Annotated in this window: 20 protein-coding genes, 1 tRNA gene and 2 rRNA genes; 7 read left to right on the forward strand and 16 right to left on the reverse strand. The window is 59.0% G+C overall.

Features of this window, described 5'->3' with window-relative positions:
* Positions 1-18: 18 nt before the first annotated feature.
* From VFG26_RS10570 to VFG26_RS10580, 3 genes are read right to left on the reverse strand one after another with little or no spacing between them, the layout of a single operon-like run.
* Complete coding sequence (locus tag VFG26_RS10570; protein ID WP_325025029.1) at positions 19-1,095, reverse strand: lipocalin-like domain-containing protein; 1,077 nt, start codon at positions 1,093-1,095, stop codon at positions 19-21.
* Entirely contained in the window at positions 1,085-3,550 is a 2,466-nt protein-coding gene (locus VFG26_RS10575; RefSeq protein WP_325025031.1) for an ABC transporter permease, read from the reverse strand. The genes VFG26_RS10570 and VFG26_RS10575 overlap by 11 nt, the downstream gene beginning before the upstream one ends.
* The gene (locus VFG26_RS10580; RefSeq protein ID WP_325025079.1) at positions 3,547-4,206 is read right to left on the reverse strand and encodes an ABC transporter ATP-binding protein; all 660 of its coding nucleotides are present in this window, start codon (positions 4,204-4,206) and stop codon (positions 3,547-3,549) included. Before VFG26_RS10580 ends, VFG26_RS10575 begins: the two co-directional genes overlap by 4 nt.
* A gap of 277 nt (positions 4,207-4,483) precedes the next feature.
* Between VFG26_RS10580 and VFG26_RS10585 the strand changes: the two genes are divergently transcribed.
* Positions 4,484-4,678 carry a hypothetical protein gene (locus VFG26_RS10585; protein WP_325025033.1) on the forward strand — a complete coding sequence of 65 codons (195 nt, stop codon included), beginning with the start codon at positions 4,484-4,486 and terminating at the stop codon, positions 4,676-4,678.
* A 108-nt stretch (positions 4,679-4,786) separates the two neighbouring features.
* On the opposite strand, the gene VFG26_RS10590 is transcribed toward VFG26_RS10585, so the two are convergent.
* Positions 4,787-4,975 (reverse strand): hypothetical protein, encoded by a 189-nt coding sequence (locus VFG26_RS10590; protein ID WP_325025035.1) that lies wholly within the window; start codon positions 4,973-4,975, stop codon positions 4,787-4,789.
* A 325-nt stretch (positions 4,976-5,300) separates the two neighbouring features.
* Here VFG26_RS10590 and VFG26_RS10595 point away from each other — a divergent pair, with 325 nt between their 5' ends.
* Positions 5,301-5,759, forward strand: coding sequence for a DUF3775 domain-containing protein (locus VFG26_RS10595; protein WP_325025037.1), 459 nt, complete (start codon positions 5,301-5,303; stop codon positions 5,757-5,759).
* A gap of 74 nt (positions 5,760-5,833) precedes the next feature.
* Here VFG26_RS10595 and VFG26_RS10600 read toward each other — a convergent pair whose 3' ends face one another.
* From VFG26_RS10600 to VFG26_RS10620, 5 genes are all read right to left on the reverse strand, one after another.
* The gene (locus tag VFG26_RS10600; protein ID WP_325025039.1) at positions 5,834-6,418 is read right to left on the reverse strand and encodes an HPF/RaiA family ribosome-associated protein; all 585 of its coding nucleotides are present in this window, start codon (positions 6,416-6,418) and stop codon (positions 5,834-5,836) included.
* A gap of 112 nt (positions 6,419-6,530) precedes the next feature.
* Complete coding sequence (locus VFG26_RS10605; protein WP_414653277.1) at positions 6,531-7,739, reverse strand: biotin/lipoyl-binding protein; 1,209 nt, start codon at positions 7,737-7,739, stop codon at positions 6,531-6,533.
* Positions 7,740-7,749: 10 nt separating this feature from the next.
* The gene (locus tag VFG26_RS10610) at positions 7,750-7,953 is read right to left on the reverse strand and encodes a DUF1656 domain-containing protein (RefSeq protein ID WP_325025041.1); all 204 of its coding nucleotides are present in this window, start codon (positions 7,951-7,953) and stop codon (positions 7,750-7,752) included.
* Entirely contained in the window at positions 7,950-9,791 is a 1,842-nt protein-coding gene (locus VFG26_RS10615) for an FUSC family protein (RefSeq protein WP_325025043.1), read from the reverse strand. The genes VFG26_RS10610 and VFG26_RS10615 overlap by 4 nt, the downstream gene beginning before the upstream one ends.
* A 69-nt stretch (positions 9,792-9,860) precedes the next feature.
* Complete coding sequence (locus tag VFG26_RS10620) at positions 9,861-10,913, reverse strand: cupin domain-containing protein (protein ID WP_325025045.1); 1,053 nt, start codon at positions 10,911-10,913, stop codon at positions 9,861-9,863.
* Positions 10,914-11,249: 336 nt separating this feature from the next.
* Here VFG26_RS10620 and VFG26_RS10625 point away from each other — a divergent pair, with 336 nt between their 5' ends.
* From VFG26_RS10625 to VFG26_RS10635, 3 genes are all read left to right on the forward strand, one after another.
* On the forward strand, positions 11,250-13,490 hold the full coding sequence (locus VFG26_RS10625; protein ID WP_325025047.1) for a PAS domain-containing protein: 2,241 nt from the start codon (positions 11,250-11,252) through the stop codon (positions 13,488-13,490).
* A gap of 247 nt (positions 13,491-13,737) precedes the next feature.
* Positions 13,738-14,022 (forward strand): hypothetical protein, encoded by a 285-nt coding sequence (locus VFG26_RS10630; RefSeq protein ID WP_325025049.1) that lies wholly within the window; start codon positions 13,738-13,740, stop codon positions 14,020-14,022.
* A 91-nt stretch (positions 14,023-14,113) separates the two neighbouring features.
* Positions 14,114-14,461 (forward strand): hypothetical protein, encoded by a 348-nt coding sequence (locus tag VFG26_RS10635; RefSeq protein ID WP_325025051.1) that lies wholly within the window; start codon positions 14,114-14,116, stop codon positions 14,459-14,461.
* A gap of 164 nt (positions 14,462-14,625) precedes the next feature.
* On the opposite strand, the gene VFG26_RS10640 is transcribed toward VFG26_RS10635, so the two are convergent.
* From VFG26_RS10640 to VFG26_RS10655, 4 genes are all read right to left on the reverse strand, one after another.
* The gene (locus tag VFG26_RS10640) at positions 14,626-15,003 is read right to left on the reverse strand and encodes a response regulator transcription factor (RefSeq protein WP_325025053.1); all 378 of its coding nucleotides are present in this window, start codon (positions 15,001-15,003) and stop codon (positions 14,626-14,628) included.
* Positions 15,004-15,092: 89 nt separating this feature from the next.
* Entirely contained in the window at positions 15,093-15,764 is a 672-nt protein-coding gene (locus VFG26_RS10645; protein ID WP_325025083.1) for a response regulator transcription factor, read from the reverse strand.
* Positions 15,765-16,090: 326 nt separating this feature from the next.
* Positions 16,091-17,041 carry an AEC family transporter gene (locus tag VFG26_RS10650; RefSeq protein WP_325025055.1) on the reverse strand — a complete coding sequence of 317 codons (951 nt, stop codon included), beginning with the start codon at positions 17,039-17,041 and terminating at the stop codon, positions 16,091-16,093.
* Positions 17,042-17,183: 142 nt separating this feature from the next.
* Positions 17,184-17,939, reverse strand: a complete 756-nt coding sequence (locus VFG26_RS10655) for an alpha/beta hydrolase (protein WP_325025085.1) — start codon at positions 17,937-17,939, stop codon at positions 17,184-17,186.
* Between the two features lie 403 nt (positions 17,940-18,342).
* On the opposite strand from VFG26_RS10655, the gene VFG26_RS10660 reads away from it, so the two are divergent.
* Both VFG26_RS10660 and VFG26_RS10665 read left to right on the forward strand, forming a co-directional pair.
* The gene (locus VFG26_RS10660) at positions 18,343-18,951 is read left to right on the forward strand and encodes a YoaK family protein (RefSeq protein WP_325025087.1); all 609 of its coding nucleotides are present in this window, start codon (positions 18,343-18,345) and stop codon (positions 18,949-18,951) included.
* Between the two features lie 237 nt (positions 18,952-19,188).
* Positions 19,189-20,973, forward strand: a complete 1,785-nt coding sequence (locus VFG26_RS10665; protein ID WP_325025057.1) for a monovalent cation:proton antiporter-2 (CPA2) family protein — start codon at positions 19,189-19,191, stop codon at positions 20,971-20,973.
* Positions 20,974-21,249: 276 nt separating this feature from the next.
* Here the strand turns inward: VFG26_RS10665 and VFG26_RS10670 are convergent.
* The 3 genes from VFG26_RS10670 to VFG26_RS10680 form a co-directional block, all read right to left on the reverse strand.
* Positions 21,250-21,326: transfer RNA gene (locus VFG26_RS10670), tRNA-Met, on the reverse strand.
* A 173-nt stretch (positions 21,327-21,499) separates the two neighbouring features.
* A 5S ribosomal RNA gene (rrf, locus tag VFG26_RS10675) occupies positions 21,500-21,614 on the reverse strand.
* A 139-nt stretch (positions 21,615-21,753) separates the two neighbouring features.
* Positions 21,754-22,143 (reverse strand): 23S ribosomal RNA (locus VFG26_RS10680); the annotation flags it as partial.

Below are 22,143 nucleotides of genomic sequence, written 5' to 3' on the forward strand. Positions count from 1 at the left end.
GGTTCGGATGTGCGTCCATCAATATCCGGTCAGTTCCAGGTATCCGCGGCCCTCGTGCGAGCCGGCAATACGCACCGGGCCTTCCCAGTAGGGAATGCTCGTTGCCATCCAGCTGTCTTTGTTTAAGGCAGCCGTTTGAATATCGAGGCCACGACTCTTGACTTCGATCTGCCAAGCCGTCGGGATCTTGCGATCGCGGATCACGCTGTCCGATAGCGGGCGCATTACAATAGCGCCCGGCTGAAGCGCTTTTGGTGTTCCGTCGGCTGAGATCCAGGTGCCGGCAGTAAACGGTTTGTCTTTTTCCGACCGCAGGCGAAATATCATCAGCTTCTCGCCGCTACTCAGGTGAAGCGAAAACCAGTCCCATCCCTTCTGATCCGCAGCCAGAGGCCGGCTGCTCCATTCACGGTCCATCCAGGCTTGTCCGGCGACGCGAACCGGCCGGCCATGAATCGTAAGAAGGCCCTCGGCAGTGAAGAATGGCTGGCTGTAGTAGTAGGACGCCTGTCCACGGTCGGACTTGACGCTGAACCCCTGTTCGCCGTGCTCAACGAGTGGCCGGTCTACTGCGAGGTTGAGTTCGTAGCTGAAGTTTGCCCCGCTGGCTGAGACTTTAGAGCGAGAAAGCCCACCGCTCGCAGCTATATCGGTGCTTACGAAGCTCCAATTATCGATCCAGGCGCGGAAGGGCGCTGCGGTGACCCCTGCCTGCCCGATGCCGCCGCGCGCGAGCGTCTCCGAAGCGAGATGCTCATCCGCACTCGTCACAGCTGCGTGCGCCATCCACACCTGCTGATTGTCCCATCCTTGCCGCTCGGAACCCGGCTCAATCGACTGCCTGAAGAGGGTCCACTGCACGCCGTAGGCATTGCCTGCGTCGTCGTTAAGATTGGCTGTCAGATACCACCACTCGATCCGGAAATCGGGATGGGCGCCCAAGTCAGCGGGGAACATGAGCTTTCTTCCGGGTACCACCTCGGCGAAGTTTCCGGCATCGCGCCCAAGTCCAGCAAAGCCTTCAGCGTGGGCGCCGAGGCCCGCAAAAGCCAATAGCAGCGCGGCGGCAATCGATTGTGAGGGCCTAACGTTCACTGGCGAAAATCCTGAGCAGGTCTGCGGGCGGCGTCCGGCCGAGACGAATGATCGGGATGATGGACGCGACGAAGGCTGTCACGAGCGCCAGAAGAAAGATCAGCAGCCATTGTCCCGGAAAAACGTGAAGCGGCAGCCGCCAGCCAAACGCCTGAACATTGACGACCGCCACCAAGCACCAAGCCAAGACAAGGCCGAGAGGAATTGCCATGAGAGCGGTCGCGGCCGCGAGAAACAGGATCCTCATCAGCTCCAGCTCGGACAATCGCCGTCGCGTGACGCCAATGGCCCATATTGGCGCGAGCTGCGCCAGACGGATATTTCCAAGCGTGAGCAGGCTGGCAAGCAACGCAATGCCCGAGACCATAAGGGTCAGCGTGTTGAGGGCTGCAGTCACAGCGAATGTCTTCTCGAATATCTCCGTCGAAAGAGATTTCAGTGTTGCCTGATCGAGGCTGCGCACGATGGCATTCCCGAATTCGGCGCGCATAGCAGCCAGCAGTGATGGCACGGCTTGTGGTTCCGCGCGTAAGCTATAGGCCGTCTGCGGCACCTCGGGCCAACGCGATGTGAGCGCATCGACGTTCACCCTAACTTGTCCTTTTGGATTGCCGTAATCGGGATAAATGCCGGCGACCTTCGGGCTCCAACTGCCGCTCGATGCCGGTATTTGCAGAGTGGATCCAAGCGGCAATTTCATGCGCCGGGCCAGCTGTTCGCTGACGAGCACGCCTTCTCCGCGACGTACATCGTCCCAAACGGCGCCGGTCGCTGAAAGCAGAGGAAAATGCTCGCGGTAGGTCGCATGATCTTTGAAGCCGAAGACCTCCACCGGCAGACCCGCAAGACGTGTTTCGGTTCTCCACGCCGGAAGTATCGCGCTTACCTCCGGCCGCTTCTCGAGCCACGCTTGAATCCGCCGAGCATCGGCAGTGTTTGCCGCTTCGAAGTAGACTTCGGCGACGAGGCGTTGATCGAGCCAAGCGGTGAACGTTTTGCGGAAGCCATCAACCATCGTGCCAACTCCGACGTTCGTCGCTAGAGCGATGAGCAGTGCCATCAATGCGAGTGATAGGCTGGATAGCTGCTGCCGGCTATCCGCCCAAAACCAGCCGGCCAGCGCGCCGTGCGCTCTGCGTTCTGCGGCTCTCAAAAAGCTGGCGAGCGCAAGAGGCAGTAAAAGCGCCGATCCAATCAGCACGCCAGCCATCATGACGAAGCCCGCCAGCAAGCTGTCGCCGAAGAAGAATGCGATGACCGCGATCAAGAGGCCGATGCATGCCATGAGAGCCTGGCGGCGCAGATATCTTTCTTGCGCCTCTCGGACCGCACACGCATGGGCGATGGACAAAACCGGCAGCCGATACGTCTTGTACAAGCCCGCAACAGTTGCGGCGAAGGTTCCAAGGAGCGCCATGCCGAGCCCTGATAGCCACCACTTGGCTTCAAGCGTGAGCTGTCCCGGGACGCGTGCTCCATAAAGCCCGCCGAGGCTTGCCGCCATATCCGGCAGCAAAGTCGCGGCGATCAGATAGCCGCCGATCATTCCGGCCGCACCGGCGACCAGCGCCAACGCCACAAGCTCGACGAGCATGACGGACACGACCGTGCGCGCCGACACGCCGACCGCTCGCATCGTTCGTATCATCGGCAGCCGTTGCTCGAACGCCAGCCCAAACGAGGCGTGGGCAATGAAGAGCCCCACGAGGAATGCGAGCAGTGCAAAGGCCGTGAGGTTCAGGTGGAAGCTATCCGTCAGGCGCGCGAGGTCGCCTTCGCTCTGAGGCTCGACAAGGCGAAGCTGCCCGCCTGTGATCTCAGAGAGGGACGGTGCACCGGCCGCCGGGTCTGCCGCCACGATCAGCCTTGAGAGCCGCTGCGGCTGGTTGAGAACGCGTTGTGCAACACCGATGTCGACGACGAGCGGCCCGGGCGGCGTTTCGGCAGACGGCGTGAGCGGCGGTAGCCGTTGCCCGCTTTCCGTTGCGGGCCTGTCGCCTTCGGCGAGCCCCAAGCGGCGGCGCGTTTCGTTTGAAACAAGCGTCTGAGATGGTGGCTTCAGAAAGCGTTCTATGCTGCCCGCATCCTTCACGCCGACGAGCCGGCTTTGGTGCGGCAGCGTCAAAGGTTCGATGCCGATCAGCTGAAAGGTCTGGCCGCCAATCCGAATGTTGCCTTCGAGGACCGGCGATACCTTCCAGCCCGCGAGCCGCAGCTTGACGTAAAGGTCTTGCGGAAAAAGGCTGTCGCGCGTGGGCAATAGGTTCTTCGTATCGCCTATACCCAATGCCGTTGTCGCACGCTCATAACTTCGGAGCGCCTGCTGGTTGAGCGCCTGCACGCCGCTCCAGAGCGCTGTCGCAACCGCGAGGCCGACTAAGAGCGTTGCCAAATTGGCCGGGTGACGGCGCCAATGGCTGATGAGCGTCAGAAATGGCCACAGCCAACGTTTCACGATGTTGCAAGCACTCCCGATGTCAGAGTGACTTGGCGGTCCAGTCTTTTTGCAAGCCGATGACTGTGCGTCGCCATGAGAAACGCGCAGCCTGTGGCATGAACGAGATCGAGGGCGAGGTTCAGCACCTCGTCGCCGGTCGCTTCATCGAGATTGCCTGTTGGTTCGTCCGCCAGCAAAAGGCGCGGGCGCGCGGCCAACGCGCCTCCGACAGCCACACGTTGCTGCTGGCCGCCCGAGAGCTGTTCGGGATAACGATCGGTGAGGCATTTCAGGCCTAGCCTCTCGACGAGCTCGTTCTGCCAAGCGGTATCGAAGCGGCCCGTGATGCGTGCATGAAACTCGAGGTTATCATGCACGGTCAGGCTCGGAATGAGGTTCAGCTGCTGGAAAACGATCCCGAGTTTTTCGCGGCGCAGTGCGGCACGCTTCGTCTCGGATAAGCCGGTCATCGATATTCCGTCGAGCCAGATCTCGCCAGCGTCGACCTCGTCGAGCGCGGCGATGAGGTGCAAAAGCGTACTCTTGCCGCTGCCAGATTCCCCCAGTAGCGCCAAGCTTGAGCCAGTTTCCAAAGTCAGATCAACACCTTTTAGGACTGCGAGCGCCCCCTGGGGTGTCACATACGATTTGTGCAAGCCACGAACGGTTAGCAGTGGTGTCTCACCTTGCAGTGGCAGCGCCGGGCCGTGCGACGGTGTATTGAGGTTCAACTGGTGCCCTTCTCCGACTGCTGCATGACATTAGCCGCCGATATCGCTGCTATTTCAGAGGCGCTTGCCGGGGTGAACCAGCGGCACATCAAAAAATATAGCAGGGCAAGTCATTGAATCCATGCAAAGACGCTTGGAAACTTCATCAAGATGCGGCGGACCGGTGGAACCACGCCGCACGTACACGCTTACAGGATTGGTTCAGGCAAGAGGTCGACCAATGGACACAGAAGCCACCCTCTTTCGCGCACGCGTCAACGAACTCGAAGACGCGCTATTTCAAGCGGACTTCTACGTAAGCCAAGCCATGGATTGTCAAGCCGAGCAAAGCCGGGAGGCGATCCTGCGCATCACGCGCGAAACCTTGAAAAAGGCGTTGGGCGGTGTGCCGCCGCAGAAGCTGATCGATCTTTGACGAGCGGCTTGGGCACTTCAAACGCGCCTTGACCGGTTGGGCAGGAGGGAAAGTCCCGCCCGGAGGGCCTTCTGCTTCCAACATCAGTTCAGTGTCAGTCGGGCGGATTTAGCGGTTCTGTCCCGTCTTTTCCGTCTTGGTCCAAGGCTTGTCTTTTGCTTCATCCTTGGCCTTGTCCGGGTCACCCGATGTGGGCTGCGGCCCAACCTGATCATGGCGTTCCGACTTTCCGGGAATGGGGTTGTAACCGCCGCGATTATGTTCGGGGGTCGGATGCTTTGATGGTTCTTTGGACATTTTATTGTTGCCTAGTGTTTCGAGACGGGTGCTCCAGCCTCGCGACCTCTCTGGCGATGCCCAGATAGAGCGCAACCCCAAGCACGAGAGGAGCCAGCACGCTCAGCGTCAGCATGATTGGTGCACCCATCTGATGACCTCGCGTTTCGATGTAAGGGACGAACGTCCCGCTGGGGCAGCGGTTCCTGATTTGGCGAGGCCTGAGCTTGATCCTCCCGCAGTCTCCCTGGCCGCGCGTTGTGATCTCTCGCCGCCCTACGTCGCAGGCGTCATCCGGCAGCGTTACGTTCGATGCCTAGCCGGCAGAAGGAACCCGAGCCGATGAGTGACCGTTCTTGATCGCCACAACAGGAAGCTCACCATGCCGGAACTCACATTGCCCGCCGATTACATCGGACAGCTGATCGTTAGAATGCGTGCCATCCAAGGCCGCGAAGCTGAAACCGATGCCGACAGCGGATCGAACGCTACTGATGACCAGGCGATCGACATGCTGCAGGAAACGCCCGGGGATCTGACGCGCACAGCGATACGCCAGGAGATCCGTGGGCTATCGCCTGAAGAGCAGTCTGAGCTGGTCGCGCTGTTATTGACGGGCCGCGGAGACGCCGAGCCGGAAGAATGGCAGACCACAAAAGAGACGGCGGTAGAAAGCACAGGGATGCCCGTCGACCAATATCTCTTGAGTGAGCCGCTCGTCGCCGATTTATGGGCGGAGGGTCTGGAGAGACTTGGTTTCGACGTCCCGCTAGGAGATCCGGCGCCGCCTCTGCCGCCAATATAATTTCAAACGGATTTCTTTTATCGAAAAAATGGCGGCTGCACGTCAGCAGCCGCCATTAGGATTTTTCAAGATAGTCAGGCTGGGGCCCTGCTTCGGTCGAGCAATCGAACAGAGCTCGCCTGCGGGCCCATTGGGCCTTCGTCCGTGGCGCGCGTCACCTGCACCATCGTGCCGACCTTGAGTTCCTGAAATTCGCCGCCAACGACGGCGTTGCTTGTGAAGTAAAGCTCGGGCGAGTTATCGACTTCGATGAACCCGTAATTCTGATCAGGAAAGATTCGAACGACCATTCCACTTTGACCATCGGCAGCATGTGCCGTCACCTCACGGCTGCGCATGTTCGAAATCTTGTCGAGTTGGCGCTCGACGGCCTCGAACGCATTGTTCAAAGCGGCCGTATGATCTTCCTTTGCCTCGCGCCGTTCTTCTTCGTCCTTGCCGATAATGGGGTGAGGACGTCCCGGAACATCCGCTTCAACCGAAATAGCGATTGGGACCTTCGCCGACTCCGATTTCCTGTGCGGCACCTCAACGACAACGCGGCATCCAGTCAGACGCGGATAAAGTTTTTCGAGCTTGCCTACCCGCTCGACGATCAGCGCCTCGAGCGCCGGGGAGGTCGCCATACCCCTGAAGGTGATTTGAAGTTGCCGTTCCATTGTCCAACGCCATCAATCTGTTACGCAGGCTGTTCTGCCACCTGCTTTTCTAACCCTCCGGCTTGTTGTGTGTTCCGCTTGGCGAATGATGCGTAATGCGTCGCAAATCCTTTCAATCGATGCGCGGCGATTTATCGATGCCAGGCACCAGACCCGGAACGATCTTCTTGGCGGCGGGGGTTGGACCCAGTTGCTCGGGCGCGAGCGCTTCAGAAGCGGGCCGACCCTGCAGTTCTGATCCGAGGCAGTTCGGCCGCGACATAGGTGGATCGAAGAACTGGCTGAGGTTACCAAGGCGCGCTTTGGTCATATCGAACCAGCTCTGATGTTCGGCTGCGCCCGGCGGATCAACGGTCACCGTGGCGGTCATACCCGAGACAAGCGGCACGCCGGCCGGCACATTGTCGATCGCGATCCGCACGGGAATGCGCTGAGCAAGCCGCACCCAAGTGTAAATCGGATCGACACTCGGCAGACCCTGCGTGCCGCCGGCTGCGTTAGAAACGCTGATACCGCGTGTGATCGTCTCAACGTGGCCCGTGATGGGCTGAGGATAGCTCATCAGCTTCGCTTCGACACGATCTCCGAGGCAGACCTGCGATAGCTTTGTTTCTTCGAAGTAGCCGTCGATCCAGAAGCTGTCGGAATCTGCAACCGATACGTTGCTCGATCCCGTCACTGCGAAATCGCCGACGCGCAGAAGCAGGTTCGTCACGTAGCCGTTCACTGGACTTGTTACGCGCGTTCTCTTCAGATTGAGCTTGGCAAGCGCGAGCTGCTGTGTTGCGGAGTCGTAGGCGGCCTTTGCCTGTGCGGCACTGCCAGCAAAAACCTGCTGCTCTTCCGGCGTCGTCGCATCGGCTGACAGCTCTGCTCTACGCGTGGATTGTGCCTGCTTGACCTGCAAGTCCGCCGCTCGCTGGTCGACTTCCGCCTGTGCATTGCGGACGGCAACCTCAAAGTCGAACGGATCAATGACGTAGAGCAAATCGCCCCTGTGGACGAATTGATTGTCGGAAACCGGCAGCTCGATGATTTGGCCGGATACCTGCGGTGCAATGTTCGCGACCTGCACGCGCACAGCACCGTTTCGCGTCCAGGGCGATTGCACGTAGTATTGCCACGTCATTGCTGCGAGCACCAATGCGATGCCTGCAACGGCTAGCGTCGCGAGTATTTTTCCGGCGGTTAGAAAACGGGATCTCCACGTCAGCGCCGCCGCAACCGGCATCCATGACAACTTGCGGCGAGGGCTTGCATTCTTGTTTGCGGGGGCGGCCCGCAATTGCGTTTCCGCCCGGTCGATAAGAGCAGATTCCATCGTAACCTCCCTACATGCTTAAAGTTAGAAGACTGAAAATTGCGATGCAGAGGCTGAATTCTGCGATTGCCGGGCTCGCAAATAGTCGTGCGAAACCGATGCGGCGCAGGATGGGCCTCAAGACGAGCATGATCACGACCGTCATCACGACAGACGAAACGACCGGGGCTAGCATGACGCCGCCAATGACAAGTTCGTTGAAGACTGGTGTCATGGGGCGTCCTCCTTTTTGGGAGCCGCCAGAGCGAGAAGTTCACCCGCCGCGGCAAGAGCTGCGACTGCGTCATCAATTGATCGGCTGTTGTCAGTTGCAGACGAAATGATTGCATCGGATACGGCGAGGATCGCCTGCCCATCGCCTTCGGCAACAGCAAAGGCTGCTCTTTCACGAAGGTCGCCACTCAAGTCCTCTGGCAACATCTCCAAGGCGGCTGCGGCCAGCCGCAGAGCCGCGGCACCATCAAAGTAGCCCAATGCCTTCTTGATAAGCGGCGCTTCTTCTCCGGCGGCGGCAACGATCTGGCTCATGCGCACGGCTTCGCGGAACATCGCATCGTGGCGGCCGTGCTGGCCGTGCTTGGCAAGCACCGCCGGCACCGCATCCTGACGGGCTTCGGTCAAGAGGATCTTCAACTTTTGCTCGTCGGATAGCGGCGGCAGGAAAAGCTGACAGATGAAGAGCAGAACTGCCGCGGTGCCTAGGAATACGCAGGCGAAGAGGAATGATTGCGGGTTGTAGGCCTGCGGGTTGCTCGGCGAAAAGACAGCGATTGTGAAGACCAATAGGGCACGTCCCAAAGACACGGACGCCGGATTGGGAATGCTCATGATCAGGGCGCAAAGGACCGTGAACGGCAGCAAGCCGATCGCAAGCAGCGGAAAATCCGTTACGCCATCGAGCACTACGAATTCGAGGATGCCGGCGAAAAGACAGCCGACAGGAACGGCGACGAAAGCAAGGACGGTGGCCGCGTTCTGATTTGGCGACATGGCGGAGAGCCCAATCAGGATCCCGACGAATGCCAGCGCAACGCTCGTCGACGGCCATCCCAATATGGCAAGTGCGACGGCGCCCAGAACGAAATAGACGCTAGCCCTCACAGCATTCGCTAAGGCGATCCGACGCGAACGATACAACGGCGCGCGGTGCGGATCGCGCGGGGCGGTGCCGTCCCGCAGGGCTTCGATGCTGGCCTCGACATCACGGCCGCTCTGGCGCAGCTCGGAAGACAGCCAATCCAAAGCAAGGCTGGATACACGGGATGCCGAGTTCGGCGAGCCCGTCAAAGCCGCGAGGCTGCGGCTTGCCTGCAGCTCGGCCACCAGATCGACCATCGCCGTCCGGGCGGCTGCGCCTCGGGCAGGTCCAATGCTGGTCTCGGTAGAGAGGCTCGAAATCTCAGGGCGGAGCGCCGTGATATCCCGCAAGAGCGCCACGGCCGCCTCTGGCGAAATGCTGACGCCGCGGAGCGCAGAGCCTGCGAGCGCCGCCACCTTAGCCTGCAGCGCTTGGAGACGCGCAGCTATCTCGGGGAAGTAGTCTGGCGCAAAGAGGATGTCGTTGACGAACATCACCGACAGGATGCCGATCAGGATTCCGGCGCCTCGCTCATGCGCGAGGTCGAAAACGGTTTGCGGCGTGTCCAGCGGCTCGATGGCAACGAGGCAGACCGTGATGATGCCAAGCACGGCGGCGTAGCTTCGGAAGCCGTCGAGCAGCGAAGACGCATAGACACAGATGCCGATCCAAGCCGCGAGCACCGCAATCAATAGCCATCCGGTCTGGGCGAAGAGACCGACGATCACGATCGAGGCTATCAGCCCGACAATCGTCGCAAGCACGCGGTAAGCTGCCTTCTCCAGTCCCTGGCCGCGCCACGGAAAGGCGAGGACTGCAACCGTGAGCGCTGCTGTCGACGGCGATTCCAATTGCAGCCAGAATGCAACGTAGAGAGCGAGGACCATCGAGGCCCACGTCCGTATTGCGAATGCCCAGGCTGCAAGTGGAAAGCCCGCAAATGCGATCGGCAAGCGATTGGCGGCGGCGGTCATAGCGGCCTCTCCCGGGTTCCGGATGATTGCTGCAAGAGGGCGCCACTGCGCGCGGCGCCCCGAAGGGGATCAACCCGGCGGTGAAATGGGATTGCCACGGGGCACGATGAGTGGATCGACCGGGATCAGCGGAAATTCCGGCAATGCGCTGCCGCTGACGCCGAAGGCTGCTTCAAGAACTTCGCGCGAATAGCAGCTCGGGAGCGTCTGGAACCCGACATCACCCGGAGTCGGCTGATCGAAGAAGATCAGGAGGTGCAGCGTATCGCTGCCCAGATTTTCAATGTGATGCGGGTAGGCGGGCGGAATGAAGTACGTGTCGCCTTCAGAAATCTCGAAGGTCTCAGTACTTCCTCCAGGACTCAGAATGGTGATGCGGCCGCGGCCACCTGCAATGTAGCCCATCTCAGCGGTTTCCGGGTGCCAATGGGGCTCGCGCATTCCCACGTCGGTAATGCGGACCGAGAACATCGAGACGTTCTTAAGCGCTGGCCACAGCTCCTTCTTGGCCGTATGGGCGGAGCCGGCTTCGCCGGTGATTTGCGCCGGCGTTGCCTCAAGGTTGTAGTGCAACGGATCGGGATGGCGCGCCTGCTCTTCGATGACCGTCTTGGTTGAGCGGCTGCCGATATAGGTGTCCTTCGTCGAGCGCTTGAACTGGCTGAAGGCCTCGGTCTTCAGATTGTAGGTATTGGCAAGAACCGAATCCGTCATCGCGCCGAACGAACCGGAAATGCCGAAATCCTCCGGCTTCTCGTGAGAGAATGCGAGGATGAATTCCGCCTCGTCGCTGCCAATGTTCTCGATGTGATGCAGAGCACCGCTCGGCACGAAAAACATCTCGCCCGGCGAAACCGTGAAGCTGTGACGGACGCTGTGGCTATCGGCGATCGTCATCAGCGCGTTGCCGCGAAGGCAGTAGCCGAGTTCCTGGGCGTTCGCGTGCCAGTGCGGTTCCCGGACGCCCAATGGCGACAGGAGCAAACGCCGAATTGAAAGGCGCTTCATGACGGGCAGGACCGACGCGTCCACGCTCGCAATCGAACCGTTTTCACTCTCGAACTTAGGGCGTTGTGCGGCCAGCGATTTTACGCTGCCGCTCGTTTTATCAGTTGCAAGCATGGTAGCATCCTCATTGAGCTGACATGGCGCGAAGCTAGAAGAGCTCGGCGCCTCTCGAAATCGCTCATGCGGATTGCCGGATCATACCTTCGTCTACATCCAGGCGCGCGACGACTCGGCCCGCGTAAATCATTGTTTTACAGCACGCCGGCTGACATTCGTCCGCCGACGGCCTCTCGGCCGCTGCACTGACAATCGAACGCTTTCGGCTATAGCAAAACTTCCTATTGGCTTTTAACCTTGCTGAGCCGGTGCCGTTTCGCGCCTCGCCCGTTCATGGCCTTATGGACGGGCCCTTCCACCACATGTGCAAGTTCCTCATAGCCGAGCTGCTCAATGAAAGACTGGTTCAGCTACGCTCCAAAACCGGACGTCAGCGTATCGGACTCTCCGCGCTTGATGACCATTGCGGCGCTTTTGATCGCTGCCGGCATCTTTGTGGTCGATATCTACACGCCGCTGGGAATTGCGGCCGCGGCTCTCTACTCGGTCGTCGTGGTTTTGGCTGCACGGCTAACCGAACGCCAAGGGCTACTTGCCATTGGTTTCGGATGCATGGCGCTGACGGTTCTGGCCTACGCTATTCAGCACGGTTCTCAACACGAGCTTGGGCCGCTCATGCGGTGCGTCGGCAGCCTTTGCGCAATCCTGCTGACGACGCTTATTGCGTTAAAAACACAAGAGGCTGCGAAGACCTCGCGTGAACAGGCCGGCCTGCTTGAATTGACACATGACGGCGTGTTCGTTCGCAAGATCGATGATTGCATCACTTTCTGGAACTTCGGCGCGACGCAGCTCTATGGCTGGACGAAGGAAGACGCGCTCGGGCAGGCTTCTGAAAACCTGTTGCACACTATCTATCCCATTCCTCTGGCTGACCTGACGGCTGAGCTTTACCGCACCGGCCGCTGGGAAGGCGAAATCGTCCGCACGCATAAGGACGGACACCAGATCGAAATCTCGAGCCGTTGGTCGCTGCAGCGGGACAACAAGTCCAGGCCGGTGGCGATTCTCGAAACCAATAACGATATTTCAGAACGCAAGCGAATTGAGGAAGAGCGCCGGCAGCAGGAACTCGAGCTGCGGTTGTTCATCGATACCATTCCGACATTGGGATGGATATGCCGGCCGGATGGGTCTGCGGAATATCTCAATAAGCGCTGGCTGGATTACACGGGCCTTGCGCTGGCCGATGCACAGGGCTGGAGCTGGAAATGCGTATTTCACCCGGACGATCTCGAGCGCATGCTGGAGCACTATCAGCAGTGCCTGCAGACCGGCGAGCTGTTCGAAGACGAAGCACGGATGCGCCGGTTTGACGGCGTGTATCGTTGGATGCTTTTTCGCGCTCAGGCGAGACGCGACGCTCAAGGTCAAATCATCAAGTGGTACGGCACGAATACAGACATTGAAGAGCTAAAGAGTGCAGAACTTGCTGTCTTGCGCAGCCAAGCCTATCTCGATGACGCGCAGCGCCTAAGTCATACGGGAAGCTTCGCCTGGAAGCCCACGACAAACGAAATGATCTGGTCGAAAGAGGCCTATCAAATCCTCGGGGTTGATCTTAGCGCGGCGCCAACGATCGGACTGATGTTCGACCAGGTGCACGAAGATGACCGCGAATTCGTCAAGCAGCAGATCAAGCGTGCCGTCAACGGGGAGCGGGAATTTGACTTTGAGACGAGGCTGCTCACGTCTCATGACAAAGCTTTGCGCCATCTTCACATCCGTGCCTGTCGCGTGGCGTATGGATCCGGCGAAGAGGAAATCGTCGGAGCGCTGATGGATGTCACGGGCACGCGTCACGCCCAGGCGGCGCTGCAATCAGCTCAAGCCGACCTTGCTCATGCTGCGCGCGTCGCCACATTAGGTGAGATCAGTGCGTCGATCGCGCATGAGGTGAACCAGCCGCTGGCCGCCATCGTCACGCTGGGTCAGGCCGGGCAGCGCTGGTTGAAACGCGAAAAGCCCGACATGGAAGAAGCTCTCTCCAGTCTGTCGGGCATTGTCAGCGAGGCTAATCGGGCGGCTGAGGTCATCCAGCGAGTCCGTCAGTTCGCGAAGAAGGCGAAGCCCGACGTCGTCAAGCTCGATATCAATGAACTCGTGCGGGATGTCGCCCGCCTCGTCAGGCATGAGGCCCTGACCAACCACGTCACGCTGCGGATGGTGCTTGGAGAAGGCATACCCATGGTGACGGGCGATCGAATTCAGCTGCAGCAGGTCATCGTCAATCTGATGATGAACGGGTTGCAGGCCATGGCGAAGACACACGAGCGGCCTCGCATTTTAACTGCACAGACCGCCTCTCAATCGGGAACGGTTCTGGTTGTTGTAGAGGATTGCGGCTGCGGCATCGGATCGAAGCCAGCGGAAGAGCTATTTACCGCCTTTTACACGACCAAAGAAAACGGCATGGGCATGGGCCTGTCCATATGCCGCTCGATCATCGAAGCTCACGGCGGCCGCATCTGGGCCGCACCGAATGCGGGACATGGGATGTCATTCCAATTCACCGTTCCCGTGGATGACCAAGCCTCTTCAGAGGCCACCGCCTGTTCGCCAGCATCGACCTGATGGCAGATACTTCAGCGAGCATCTAATCATAATTCACCTGCGTCGCCGTCAGATGGCGCCGCACACCTTCGTATAACTCTGCGCAACCTTCGTCTTGCGCGGTCATCCTTTCGTGGCCTTCGCGCGTTCGCACGTACAATACGACATCGGACTTTGGCGGACTATTAATTGTCTCGTCGCTGGCCCAAGCGGTCTCAAGGTGAGCTGCAGGTGCCCAGAACGATGCAACCTTGAGGAGACCGAAGCCATGTCACTGAACAAGATTTTTTCCCTCGCAGTCGTCTCGACCGTTATGGCGCTTTCCGTTCTGCCGGCACGAGCCGAGTCCGTTCCCAACCTTGAACGCGATCAGATCGACAACTCTCAGGCAACGAACGTGGATGCCGGCGCATCTCGCGGCGCTGATGAATCCGTCGTCGAGATGGAGCGCGATCAGTTCAGCAACTCTGCCAAGCCGGACGTCGACGCCGGTGCTTCCAAGGGGAAGGACCCTTCGATCGTTGACCAGGAACGCGATCAGATCCCTCACTAAGTCTGCAAAGCAAATACCGCATTTTTGAGGGCCGGCTTCGGTTGAAGACCGGCCTTCAACAAAAGTTGCGTATCGCATGGGGAGCATTCCAGTGGCTTTCGCACTTCTCATTTCGCAGAACCTCCCTCACGCTGCCGAAGCGGCCGACGACTTCATCGCTCGCCGCGAGAAAATCCTACAAGAAAGCTCCAAGCAGCCAACAGCGCGCGTTGCGGCTTTTCTTGAAGTTCTGTCTCGCCGCAATGCCGACGAAGGTCGCGACCCATATCTGATCGACGATGACTTGAACTCTCCCTACATCATCGACCTTCTCGGTCTCAGCCGTCAGCAGCTCACAGACAGCTTGCACGAGCTTGAAGAACGGAAGCTTTTGCGCATCACGCCAGACGGAAACTTGCGTCTCGCTCCCGATCTTTTCCCGAAATCGCGCGAGCGCTAATTCTTCGCAACATGATGCAGAACGGCCGGAGACCTCGCCCGGACGCTGTCGTTCGACGTTCGCGTTGCTCGAATAGAGATTAGCTTCGGCCCTCGCCTATCATCGCGCATCTTTGATGAGTAGCGTCTCTGGCAGCGCTCTTCACGACAAGACCGCAGACCGTTTTACCGGTGGGCCCGGTGCAAAGCCTTGTCGACGCACTCCACCATGAGGTTGCTGTCGAACGGCTTCCTCAGGTATGCGACGGCACCCGCCGAATCGACCTGACGATGAATCCTTTCATCGGGAAAAGCGGTCATGAAAATGATCGGAACTTCACTTCCCAGTTCCAGGAGCCGCGACTGCAATTCGGGACCTGTCATCCCGGGCATCTGGACGTCGGAGATCAAGCACGATGTGTCGTGCAGATGGGGAGACCGCAAGAACTCTTCAGCCGAGCCAAACGTGCTCGTGACGAAACCGCAGGCTCTGAGAAGGCTGGCGGTCGCACGACGAACGGACTCGTCGTCATCGACAATGCTAATTCTCAGATCCTGAGGCACGGACTGCCCTTTCAGAAGCGGACGCGAACCAACCGCGCCACCTCCAGAAGGTAGGAATTTCGCGGGTAAAAGTGAACTATACACTCGTGTTAGCTCTGAGGACTTTTTGCCTCGACGCCCAGTTTCTCTGCAGCACGCACGAGATCCGCGACAGAGCGTACGCCCATCTTCCGCATAACTTGGCCGCGGTGAATTTTGACCGTTATTTCGCTGAGCTGCAGTTCGCCGGCGATCTGCTTATTCATCAGTCCCTTCGTCACATACGCCATCACTTCTTTTTCACGCGGCGTGAGGCTTTGGTACTGCGCTATCAGATTGGCTACGTTACGTTTCGCCTCCAATTGCTTGCGCGCGGTTTCCAGCGCACTGAAGACTGCGTCCAGCATGTCCTGGTCGCGAAACGGCTTTGAGAGGAAATCGATCGCCCCGGCCTTCATAGCCCGCACCGACATGGGAACATCGCCGTGACCCGTCATGAAAATGATCGGCATTGCGATGTCTGTTTTCGCGAGCTGCGCCTGGAAGTCGAGGCCGCTGACGCCAGGCAGCCGAATATCGAGAACAAGGCAGCTAGGAGAGTCGGTCCTCTTCTTTGCCAGGAACTCCGGCGCCGAGCCAAACAGCTCAACGTGCAGCCCGACTGACCTGAAGAGACTGCTCAGTGCATCGCGTAGGGCCACGTCGTCGTCTACGACATAGACGATCGATTGCGGTGCTGATGAGTTCCCGGAGGCGGTCTTCGTCTTCGTACCCTCGCGCATGATGATCGACCTCATGTTACACAGCTCGATCCTTATGCCGCCAGCCGGCATAGATCGCACCGCGCTCGACTCTTTCCTCCTAAAATTACGGGATTTATGCCGAGCTGTCTCCTCGCCCCAGAAAGGCATCGTGATTTAGCTCGTTTTTGATGAATGACCCACCCAGCCTTTCGGCTGCATATCTATACCTAGGTATAGTTTCAGCCTGCTGATTTATAGAAGCGGCCCAACATTCAAATAATCCATGGCCATCAAGGCCTAAAGGCTATGAGCAAGCACCGCAGTCCCGCGTCAACAGCAACGGCAGCAGAGGGTCCGCGCGCCTCTTATCGAGGAAAGAGGACTGCAATTGCCACGGCCAATGTGACGATGCTCGATAGCGTGCTTGCGATGACAATCGATCCGGTTGCATTGGGGTCGACGCGGTAGTTTACGGCGAAGAGGATGCCGAAGAATCCTGAAGGCAGCGCGGCGAGCAGAATGGCGACTTTGGCATTCTCCGGCGAAATCGGCAGGACGCTGACGATCAGAAGCGTCAGAAGCGGGCGTACAATGTTGCCTGCGATGGTCGCCGCCGCGATTGCTCCATTCAGCCGAAACGGCTGAGCGGACAAGACGAGGCCGGTTAAGAAGAGCGCAACACCAGGCGCGGTCTGGCCAATCAGGAGGAGACATGCTTCGACGATGGAGCTCATCTTCAATCCACAGAGCCCGAGCAAGATGCCGAAGGCAGGTGCCAACACCACCGGCTTAGTGAGAGCGTGCCGGAGGGCCTTTAAAACGCGAGATTGCGTTCGCTCCGAAGACACCGCTTTCTTGGGATCGTTGAACTCGACCAGAATGAGTGAGAGAGGATTGATAATGATGGAGCCCGCCGCCAAAACAGTCGCGACGGGGATGGTTCCCGCCGGCCCGATCACATCCGTCAGGATCGGCAATCCCACTCCTGCGAGATTGGGGAAGGCAATCGTCAGAGCCTGGAGCGCTACGTCGGGCTTGCTCGCCTTTGGGGAGCGCGTCTGAATAAAATACCACGCCAAGAATATCGCCAGCATGACGACGCTGGAAATCGCGAAGAGCGGAGCCTGCGCCAGAATCTGACTGCGCGGCGCCGATGCTGTCGCAGCGAAAAGAGACGCGGGAAGCGCGTAACTCATCACCAGTGCATTGAGGCCGTCGACATGGTGGTTTTCGACGAAGCGCAATCGTCCGCCGCCATAGCCTAGCGCCATCACGAAGAATACGGGCGCAAGCGCCAAGAGTATCGTGTGTGCCATTGACGTGCTCCGCTTTCGCATGCCGCAAGGAGAGGCGCGTGGCGAATTGATCCGCCGCGCCTAATGATGTTTCGATTGTCTAGGGACTTAGAGATCGCAGTCAGGCTCGGCAGCTCCCGTTTTCAGGAGCTGCCCAGCTGGCTTATTCTCCAACTTTCCGCGCTGCGTTCGCGATTACGGCAGCCACTTCTTTGGGATGCGACTCGTATACCGAGTGGCTTGCGCCCTTAATTTCGATCGTCTGGCTTTTGGCGCGGGCGTAGTACCAACGCTCGAGATCGGGATTGATGATCTGATCATTCCCGGCGACGATCCCCCAACTGGGTTTCGTCTTCCATGCAGCTTGAGTGAGCGGCGTGCTGAACACACTTGCCGCCGCCAAAACCTGCGATTTAGCCTCGAATTCGGCCTGTGCACGCGGCAAATCCGGTGCGAACAGCTTCGGCAGTTGCGAAGGCTCGAGATAGGTGAAGCCATCGGGCGTCTTCTGGATTGCGCCCGGCGTTTTGGCCAGAACGCTCGGCATCTTCTTTCCAAGCGCGCTTTCGTCTTCGCCGACGTCTGGAGCGTGGGCTGCCACATAAACGAGCCCTTCGACCTTCGGATGCACGCCCGCTTCTGTGATGACTGAGCCACCATAGCTATGGCCGACAAGAAGCGTCGGGCCATCTTGCAGGTCGAGAATTCGCTTTGTCGCCGCAACATCGTCGGCGAAGGATGTCTCCGGCTCCTGCACCATCGTTACATGGAAGCCCTCTTTAGACAGAATGTCGTAAACGGCCTTCCAGCCCGAGGCATCAACCCAGGCACCGTGAACCAAGACGATGTTCTTGATCGGCTCTGCGCTTGCCGGCGCTGCACTTGTGATCATTGCAGCTGCTGTGAGTGCGCCTAGCATTGATTTGATGTTTTTCACGTGAGCTCTCCATTTATTCGTTCGGACGACTAACTGGAAATCTACGCGGGCGGCTCAGCGAACATCCATTCTGCACTCGTTTGAAACCGCCATGCGGTTGGTCGGGCGCGTTCATACTTAGGTATGCCCGGCAGCATGAAGCGGGCTTGAAGCCCAGCGATGCCTCGAACGCTACCCTTCTAAACCTTGGTAGGATTTTGAGCTCCACACGAACAATAGAGTTCGTCATATCGCTGCACTAGCTTGATGCTCGTCCGAGCCGCAAGGCTTGCGATTCACGTTGGAAAATTGAATCCGCCGGGAGGACCCCGTGAACCCATTCAGACATCATCACCATGACGACGCGTCAGATGCGGCCTGGAGGATTTTCGCCCAGGCAACCTTGATGACGGCGCTCGCCGGCTTCTTGGATGCCATCGGCTATACGGCGATGGGACACCTCTTTGTTTCGTTCATGAGCGGAAATAGCACGCAGCTCGGCATGGCAATCGCCGAGGGCAATGAAAACGTGATCATCTGGGCTAGCGCCGTCATCGCAACTTTCGTGCTCGGCGCATTTTTGGGAACTCTCATATATGCGGTCTCAGGACGCGCGCGTGTGCAGCTCGTACTTGCGTGCGAACTCATCTGTTTCCTGCTCGCGGCCGGTTTGATTGGATTATGGCCTACGAAGCTCGCGCTGCTATTCATCTCAACAGCGATGGGAATGCAAAACGCCATCCACGAAACTATCGCGGGGGTCTCAACTGGGAAAAGCTATATCACTGGCACCCTGGTCGGCATCGGCGAAGGCCTTGCGAGAGCCTGGATCGGCAAGGCGCGATTGTCGGAAGCCGGAACCAACGCTGCATCGTGGCTGGCTTTCGCGACAGGAGTGGTGATCGGCACGGTCGCCCTTGCTGGATTGGGAATATCAACCGCTATCGTCGTTGCTTGCGGAGTTCTTATCACGCTCATGGCTTTGGCCATTGAGCCGCCGGTTGAAGCGATATGAATCGAGACGTCTGGGGCCTGCGGCGAGCCCTGAGGCAGAAATCGGCGCCTGAGAGCTCGACTGCGAGCATGCGGATCGAGCTTCCTACAGAGCAGGTGGCCGGCGAAGCCGCATGGTTTCATCAGGATCAGGTTCCCCGGTTTTGAGGCGCCGGCGCAAAGCCGCGGCGAGCAACGTTGAATCGCTTGGGATTGCGCTGCATGATCTGGCTGTGAATTCGGGGAACGGGGAAAGCATATGGCCGCCGAGGGTTTAGCGCATACGATAGGTCCAGCAGTTGTGCTGATGGCCGCGGCGGTGGCCGCGGTGCCCTTGTTTCGCCGGCTCGGCCTCGGTTCGGTTCTCGGCTATTTCACCGCAGGCGCGCTGGTGGGCCCCTCGATGCTCGGACTTTTCGAGGATCCCGCGACAATCCTGCATTTTTCCGAACTCGGCGTGGTGATGTTCCTATTCGTCATCGGATTGGAATTGCGTCCCCAAAAGCTCTGGAAAATGCGCGGCCAGATTTTTGGCCTCGGCCTAGCGCAGGTCCTGATCTGTACAGCGCTCCTCACCCTGACCGGGATATTCCTGTTCAACCTCGCTTGGGTACCAGCGTTTGTGGCCGGCGCGGGCTTCGTCCTCTCTTCCACTGCCGTCATCATGTCGATCCTGCAGGAACGTGGGGAACTGGCCGAGCCCCAGGGGCAGAAATCGGTTTCGATCCTCCTGTTTGAGGATCTGATGATCGTTCCCTTGCTGGCTCTGGTCACCTTTCTATCCCCTGCCGCGCGCGGCGAAGGCGGGCTTGAGGGTTTCGTTGTCGCGGTCGGGGCCGTCGCCCTGCTGATCGTTGCGGGAAGATATCTGCTCAATCCCTTCTTTGCGCTGTTGGCCCGCGCAAGAGCGCGCGAGTTGCTTACGGCAGGCGCCCTGCTGATCGTTTTGGGGGCCGCGCTGCTGATGGAAGCGTCAGGCCTGTCGATGGCCATGGGAGCGTTCCTGGCAGGCGTGATGCTGTCTGGTTCCAGCTATCGCCATCAGATCGAGACCGATATCGAACCCTTCCGTGGCCTGCTCATGGGCCTGTTCTTTCTCGCCGTCGGCATGTCGCTCGACCTTCGAATTGTCATTGCGCAATGGCCGCTGTTGATTGCTCTGCTTGGTGCCTACGTGGCGGTAAAGGCCATCGGCATTTATGGCGTGGCCCGCGCGTTCGGCGCGACCAATCACGCAGCCCTGCATCGCACTTCGATGTTCGCGCAGGGTGGTGAGTTCGCCTTCGTGCTTTACCTCGCCGCATCGCAGGGCGGCGTGATCACGGAGATGGAGAGTGCGGTCTTCTCTACCGTCGTCATCTTGTCGATGGCGTTGACGCCGCTGCTCATCATCTTGGCCGACCGGCTGTTGAAGACGGATGTTTCACTAGACGGAGTCGAAGTGGCGCGGGACCTGAAAGGTCAGGTGCTGTTGATCGGCTTCGGGCGCTTCGGTCAGATCGCCTCTCAGGTCCTGCTTTCCAAAGGCGTCGACGTCTCCATGATCGAAAACAATCCGGACCGCATTCGGGAAGCCGGAAAATTCGGTTTCAAGATCTTCTATGGTGACGGAACGCGGCTGGACATTCTGCAGACTTCGGGCGCGCAGAACGCTGAAGTCATCATGGTCTGCGTGGACGATCCCAAGGCCTCGAACCAGATCGTCAAACTCGTGAAGGCCGAGTTTCCAATGGCCAAGCTCCTGGTACGCAGTCGCGATCGTCGCCACTCCATCGAACTGATCCGCGCCGGCGTCGATTATGAGATTCGGGAGACGGTCGAATCCGCCTTCCTCATGGGCGCAGAGGGATTGAACGCACTCGGCTGTTCGTCTGGAGACCTACAGCAGGCGCTAGAGGACGTGCGGCGGCGGGATGAAGAACGCCTCATAGAACAAGTACAAGGTGACATCTTCTCAGGCCGAGATTGGCTGCTTACCCAGCCGACGCCGGAACCGTTGACGAAGCCGGCCAGCACTCGCAAGCTCATGAAGCCGCTGGCATGAACGCAAGGATCGGCGCCCGTGATCGAAGGGCGCCGATCCGTCACGCTTGATATCATTCAGGGCCTCTGCCCGATGGGCTAGGCCTTGCCGGCCAGCAGATCACGCGCAATGGGCCGCCACGCCCTTTTCAATTGCAAAGACGGTCTGTGATTTGCAAACCGCCGCGAAGGCAACGCGGGCTTAATCGATCGTCGTTTGCCATCGATTTTGCCACGGCCGAAATTTGGGACCGCAATAGCGAGGCAGCTGAACTTAAAGATTGTCGTGTGAGGGGATTGGTTGCGGGGGCTGGATTTGAACCAACGACCTTCAGGTTATGAGCCTGACGAGCTACCGGACTGCTCCACCCCGCGATAAGATTGTTCGCTAGCCTCAGGCGCCGGTGGCCTAACAGGGGGCCGTGGCATCCTCGCGCCTCCGGCGCTGCGGGCGGCCGGTCGGCCTTGCGGACCTGTGGGTCCGGGGCTCCTCCCTCGAAAGGGAGGACAAAGTGAATGGGTTTTCCGCGTACCACGCCGGCTGCAATGCCTGGCGGCGTCCTACTCTTCCAACGCTTGAGCGTTAGTACCATCGGCGCTGCCTGGTTTCACGGCCGAGTTCGAGAAGGGATCGGGTGGGTCACAGGCGCTATGACCACCAAGCAATGAAGCCGGCGTAGTGGGCACCATCGAAGAATTCCTCGATGATGCCGGTGCGGGTTAAATCGATGCGTTGTTGAGGCGTTATCCGGCTGGAAAATCCTCCAACAACAGGCAGGCCTGTCGTTGATGGTGGGATTCTACAAGCGCGAACAGAGTTATTAGGACCGGTTAGCTCCACGCATTACTGCGCTTCCACACCCGGCCTATCAACGTGATGGTCTATCACGACTCGATGATTGCTAATCTTGAGGGAGGCTTCCCGCTTAGATGCTTTCAGCGGTTATCCCGTCCGTACATAGCTACCCTGCGGCACTGCTGGCGCAATGACAGGTACACCAGAGGTACGTTCACCCCGGTCCTCTCGTACTAGGGGCAACTCCTCTCAACAATCGACGCCCACGGCAGATAGGGACCAAACTGTCTCGCGACGTTCTGAACCCAGCTCACGTACCACTTTAATTGGCGAACAGCCAAACCCTTGGGACCTGCTCCAGCCCCAGGATGTGATGAGCCGACATCGAGGTGCCAA

The organism is Hyphomicrobium sp., assembly GCF_035687085.1.
Lineage (GTDB): Bacteria > Pseudomonadota > Alphaproteobacteria > Rhizobiales > Hyphomicrobiaceae > Hyphomicrobium_B.

Excerpts from the sequence above, each read along its gene's own strand:
- VFG26_RS10585 (WP_325025033.1), top strand. The coding sequence starts at position 4,484 with ATGGACACAGAAGCCACCCTCTTTCGCGCACGCGTCAACGAACTCGAA.
- VFG26_RS10590 (WP_325025035.1), bottom strand. The coding sequence starts at position 4,975 with ATGTCCAAAGAACCATCAAAGCATCCGACCCCCGAACATAATCGCGGC.
- VFG26_RS10600 (WP_325025039.1), bottom strand. The coding sequence starts at position 6,418 with ATGGAACGGCAACTTCAAATCACCTTCAGGGGTATGGCGACCTCCCCG.
- VFG26_RS10605 (WP_414653277.1), bottom strand. The coding sequence starts at position 7,739 with ATGGAATCTGCTCTTATCGACCGGGCGGAAACGCAATTGCGGGCCGCC.
- VFG26_RS10610 (WP_325025041.1), bottom strand. The coding sequence starts at position 7,953 with ATGACACCAGTCTTCAACGAACTTGTCATTGGCGGCGTCATGCTAGCC.
- VFG26_RS10615 (WP_325025043.1), bottom strand. The coding sequence starts at position 9,791 with ATGACCGCCGCCGCCAATCGCTTGCCGATCGCATTTGCGGGCTTTCCA.
- VFG26_RS10620 (WP_325025045.1), bottom strand. The coding sequence starts at position 10,913 with ATGCTTGCAACTGATAAAACGAGCGGCAGCGTAAAATCGCTGGCCGCA.
- VFG26_RS10625 (WP_325025047.1), top strand. The coding sequence starts at position 11,250 with ATGAAAGACTGGTTCAGCTACGCTCCAAAACCGGACGTCAGCGTATCG.
- VFG26_RS10630 (WP_325025049.1), top strand. The coding sequence starts at position 13,738 with ATGTCACTGAACAAGATTTTTTCCCTCGCAGTCGTCTCGACCGTTATG.
- VFG26_RS10645 (WP_325025083.1), bottom strand. The coding sequence starts at position 15,764 with ATGCGCGAGGGTACGAAGACGAAGACCGCCTCCGGGAACTCATCAGCA.
- VFG26_RS10650 (WP_325025055.1), bottom strand. The coding sequence starts at position 17,041 with ATGGCACACACGATACTCTTGGCGCTTGCGCCCGTATTCTTCGTGATG.
- VFG26_RS10655 (WP_325025085.1), bottom strand. The coding sequence starts at position 17,939 with ATGCTAGGCGCACTCACAGCAGCTGCAATGATCACAAGTGCAGCGCCG.
- VFG26_RS10660 (WP_325025087.1), top strand. The coding sequence starts at position 18,343 with ATGACGGCGCTCGCCGGCTTCTTGGATGCCATCGGCTATACGGCGATG.
- VFG26_RS10665 (WP_325025057.1), top strand. The coding sequence starts at position 19,189 with ATGGCCGCCGAGGGTTTAGCGCATACGATAGGTCCAGCAGTTGTGCTG.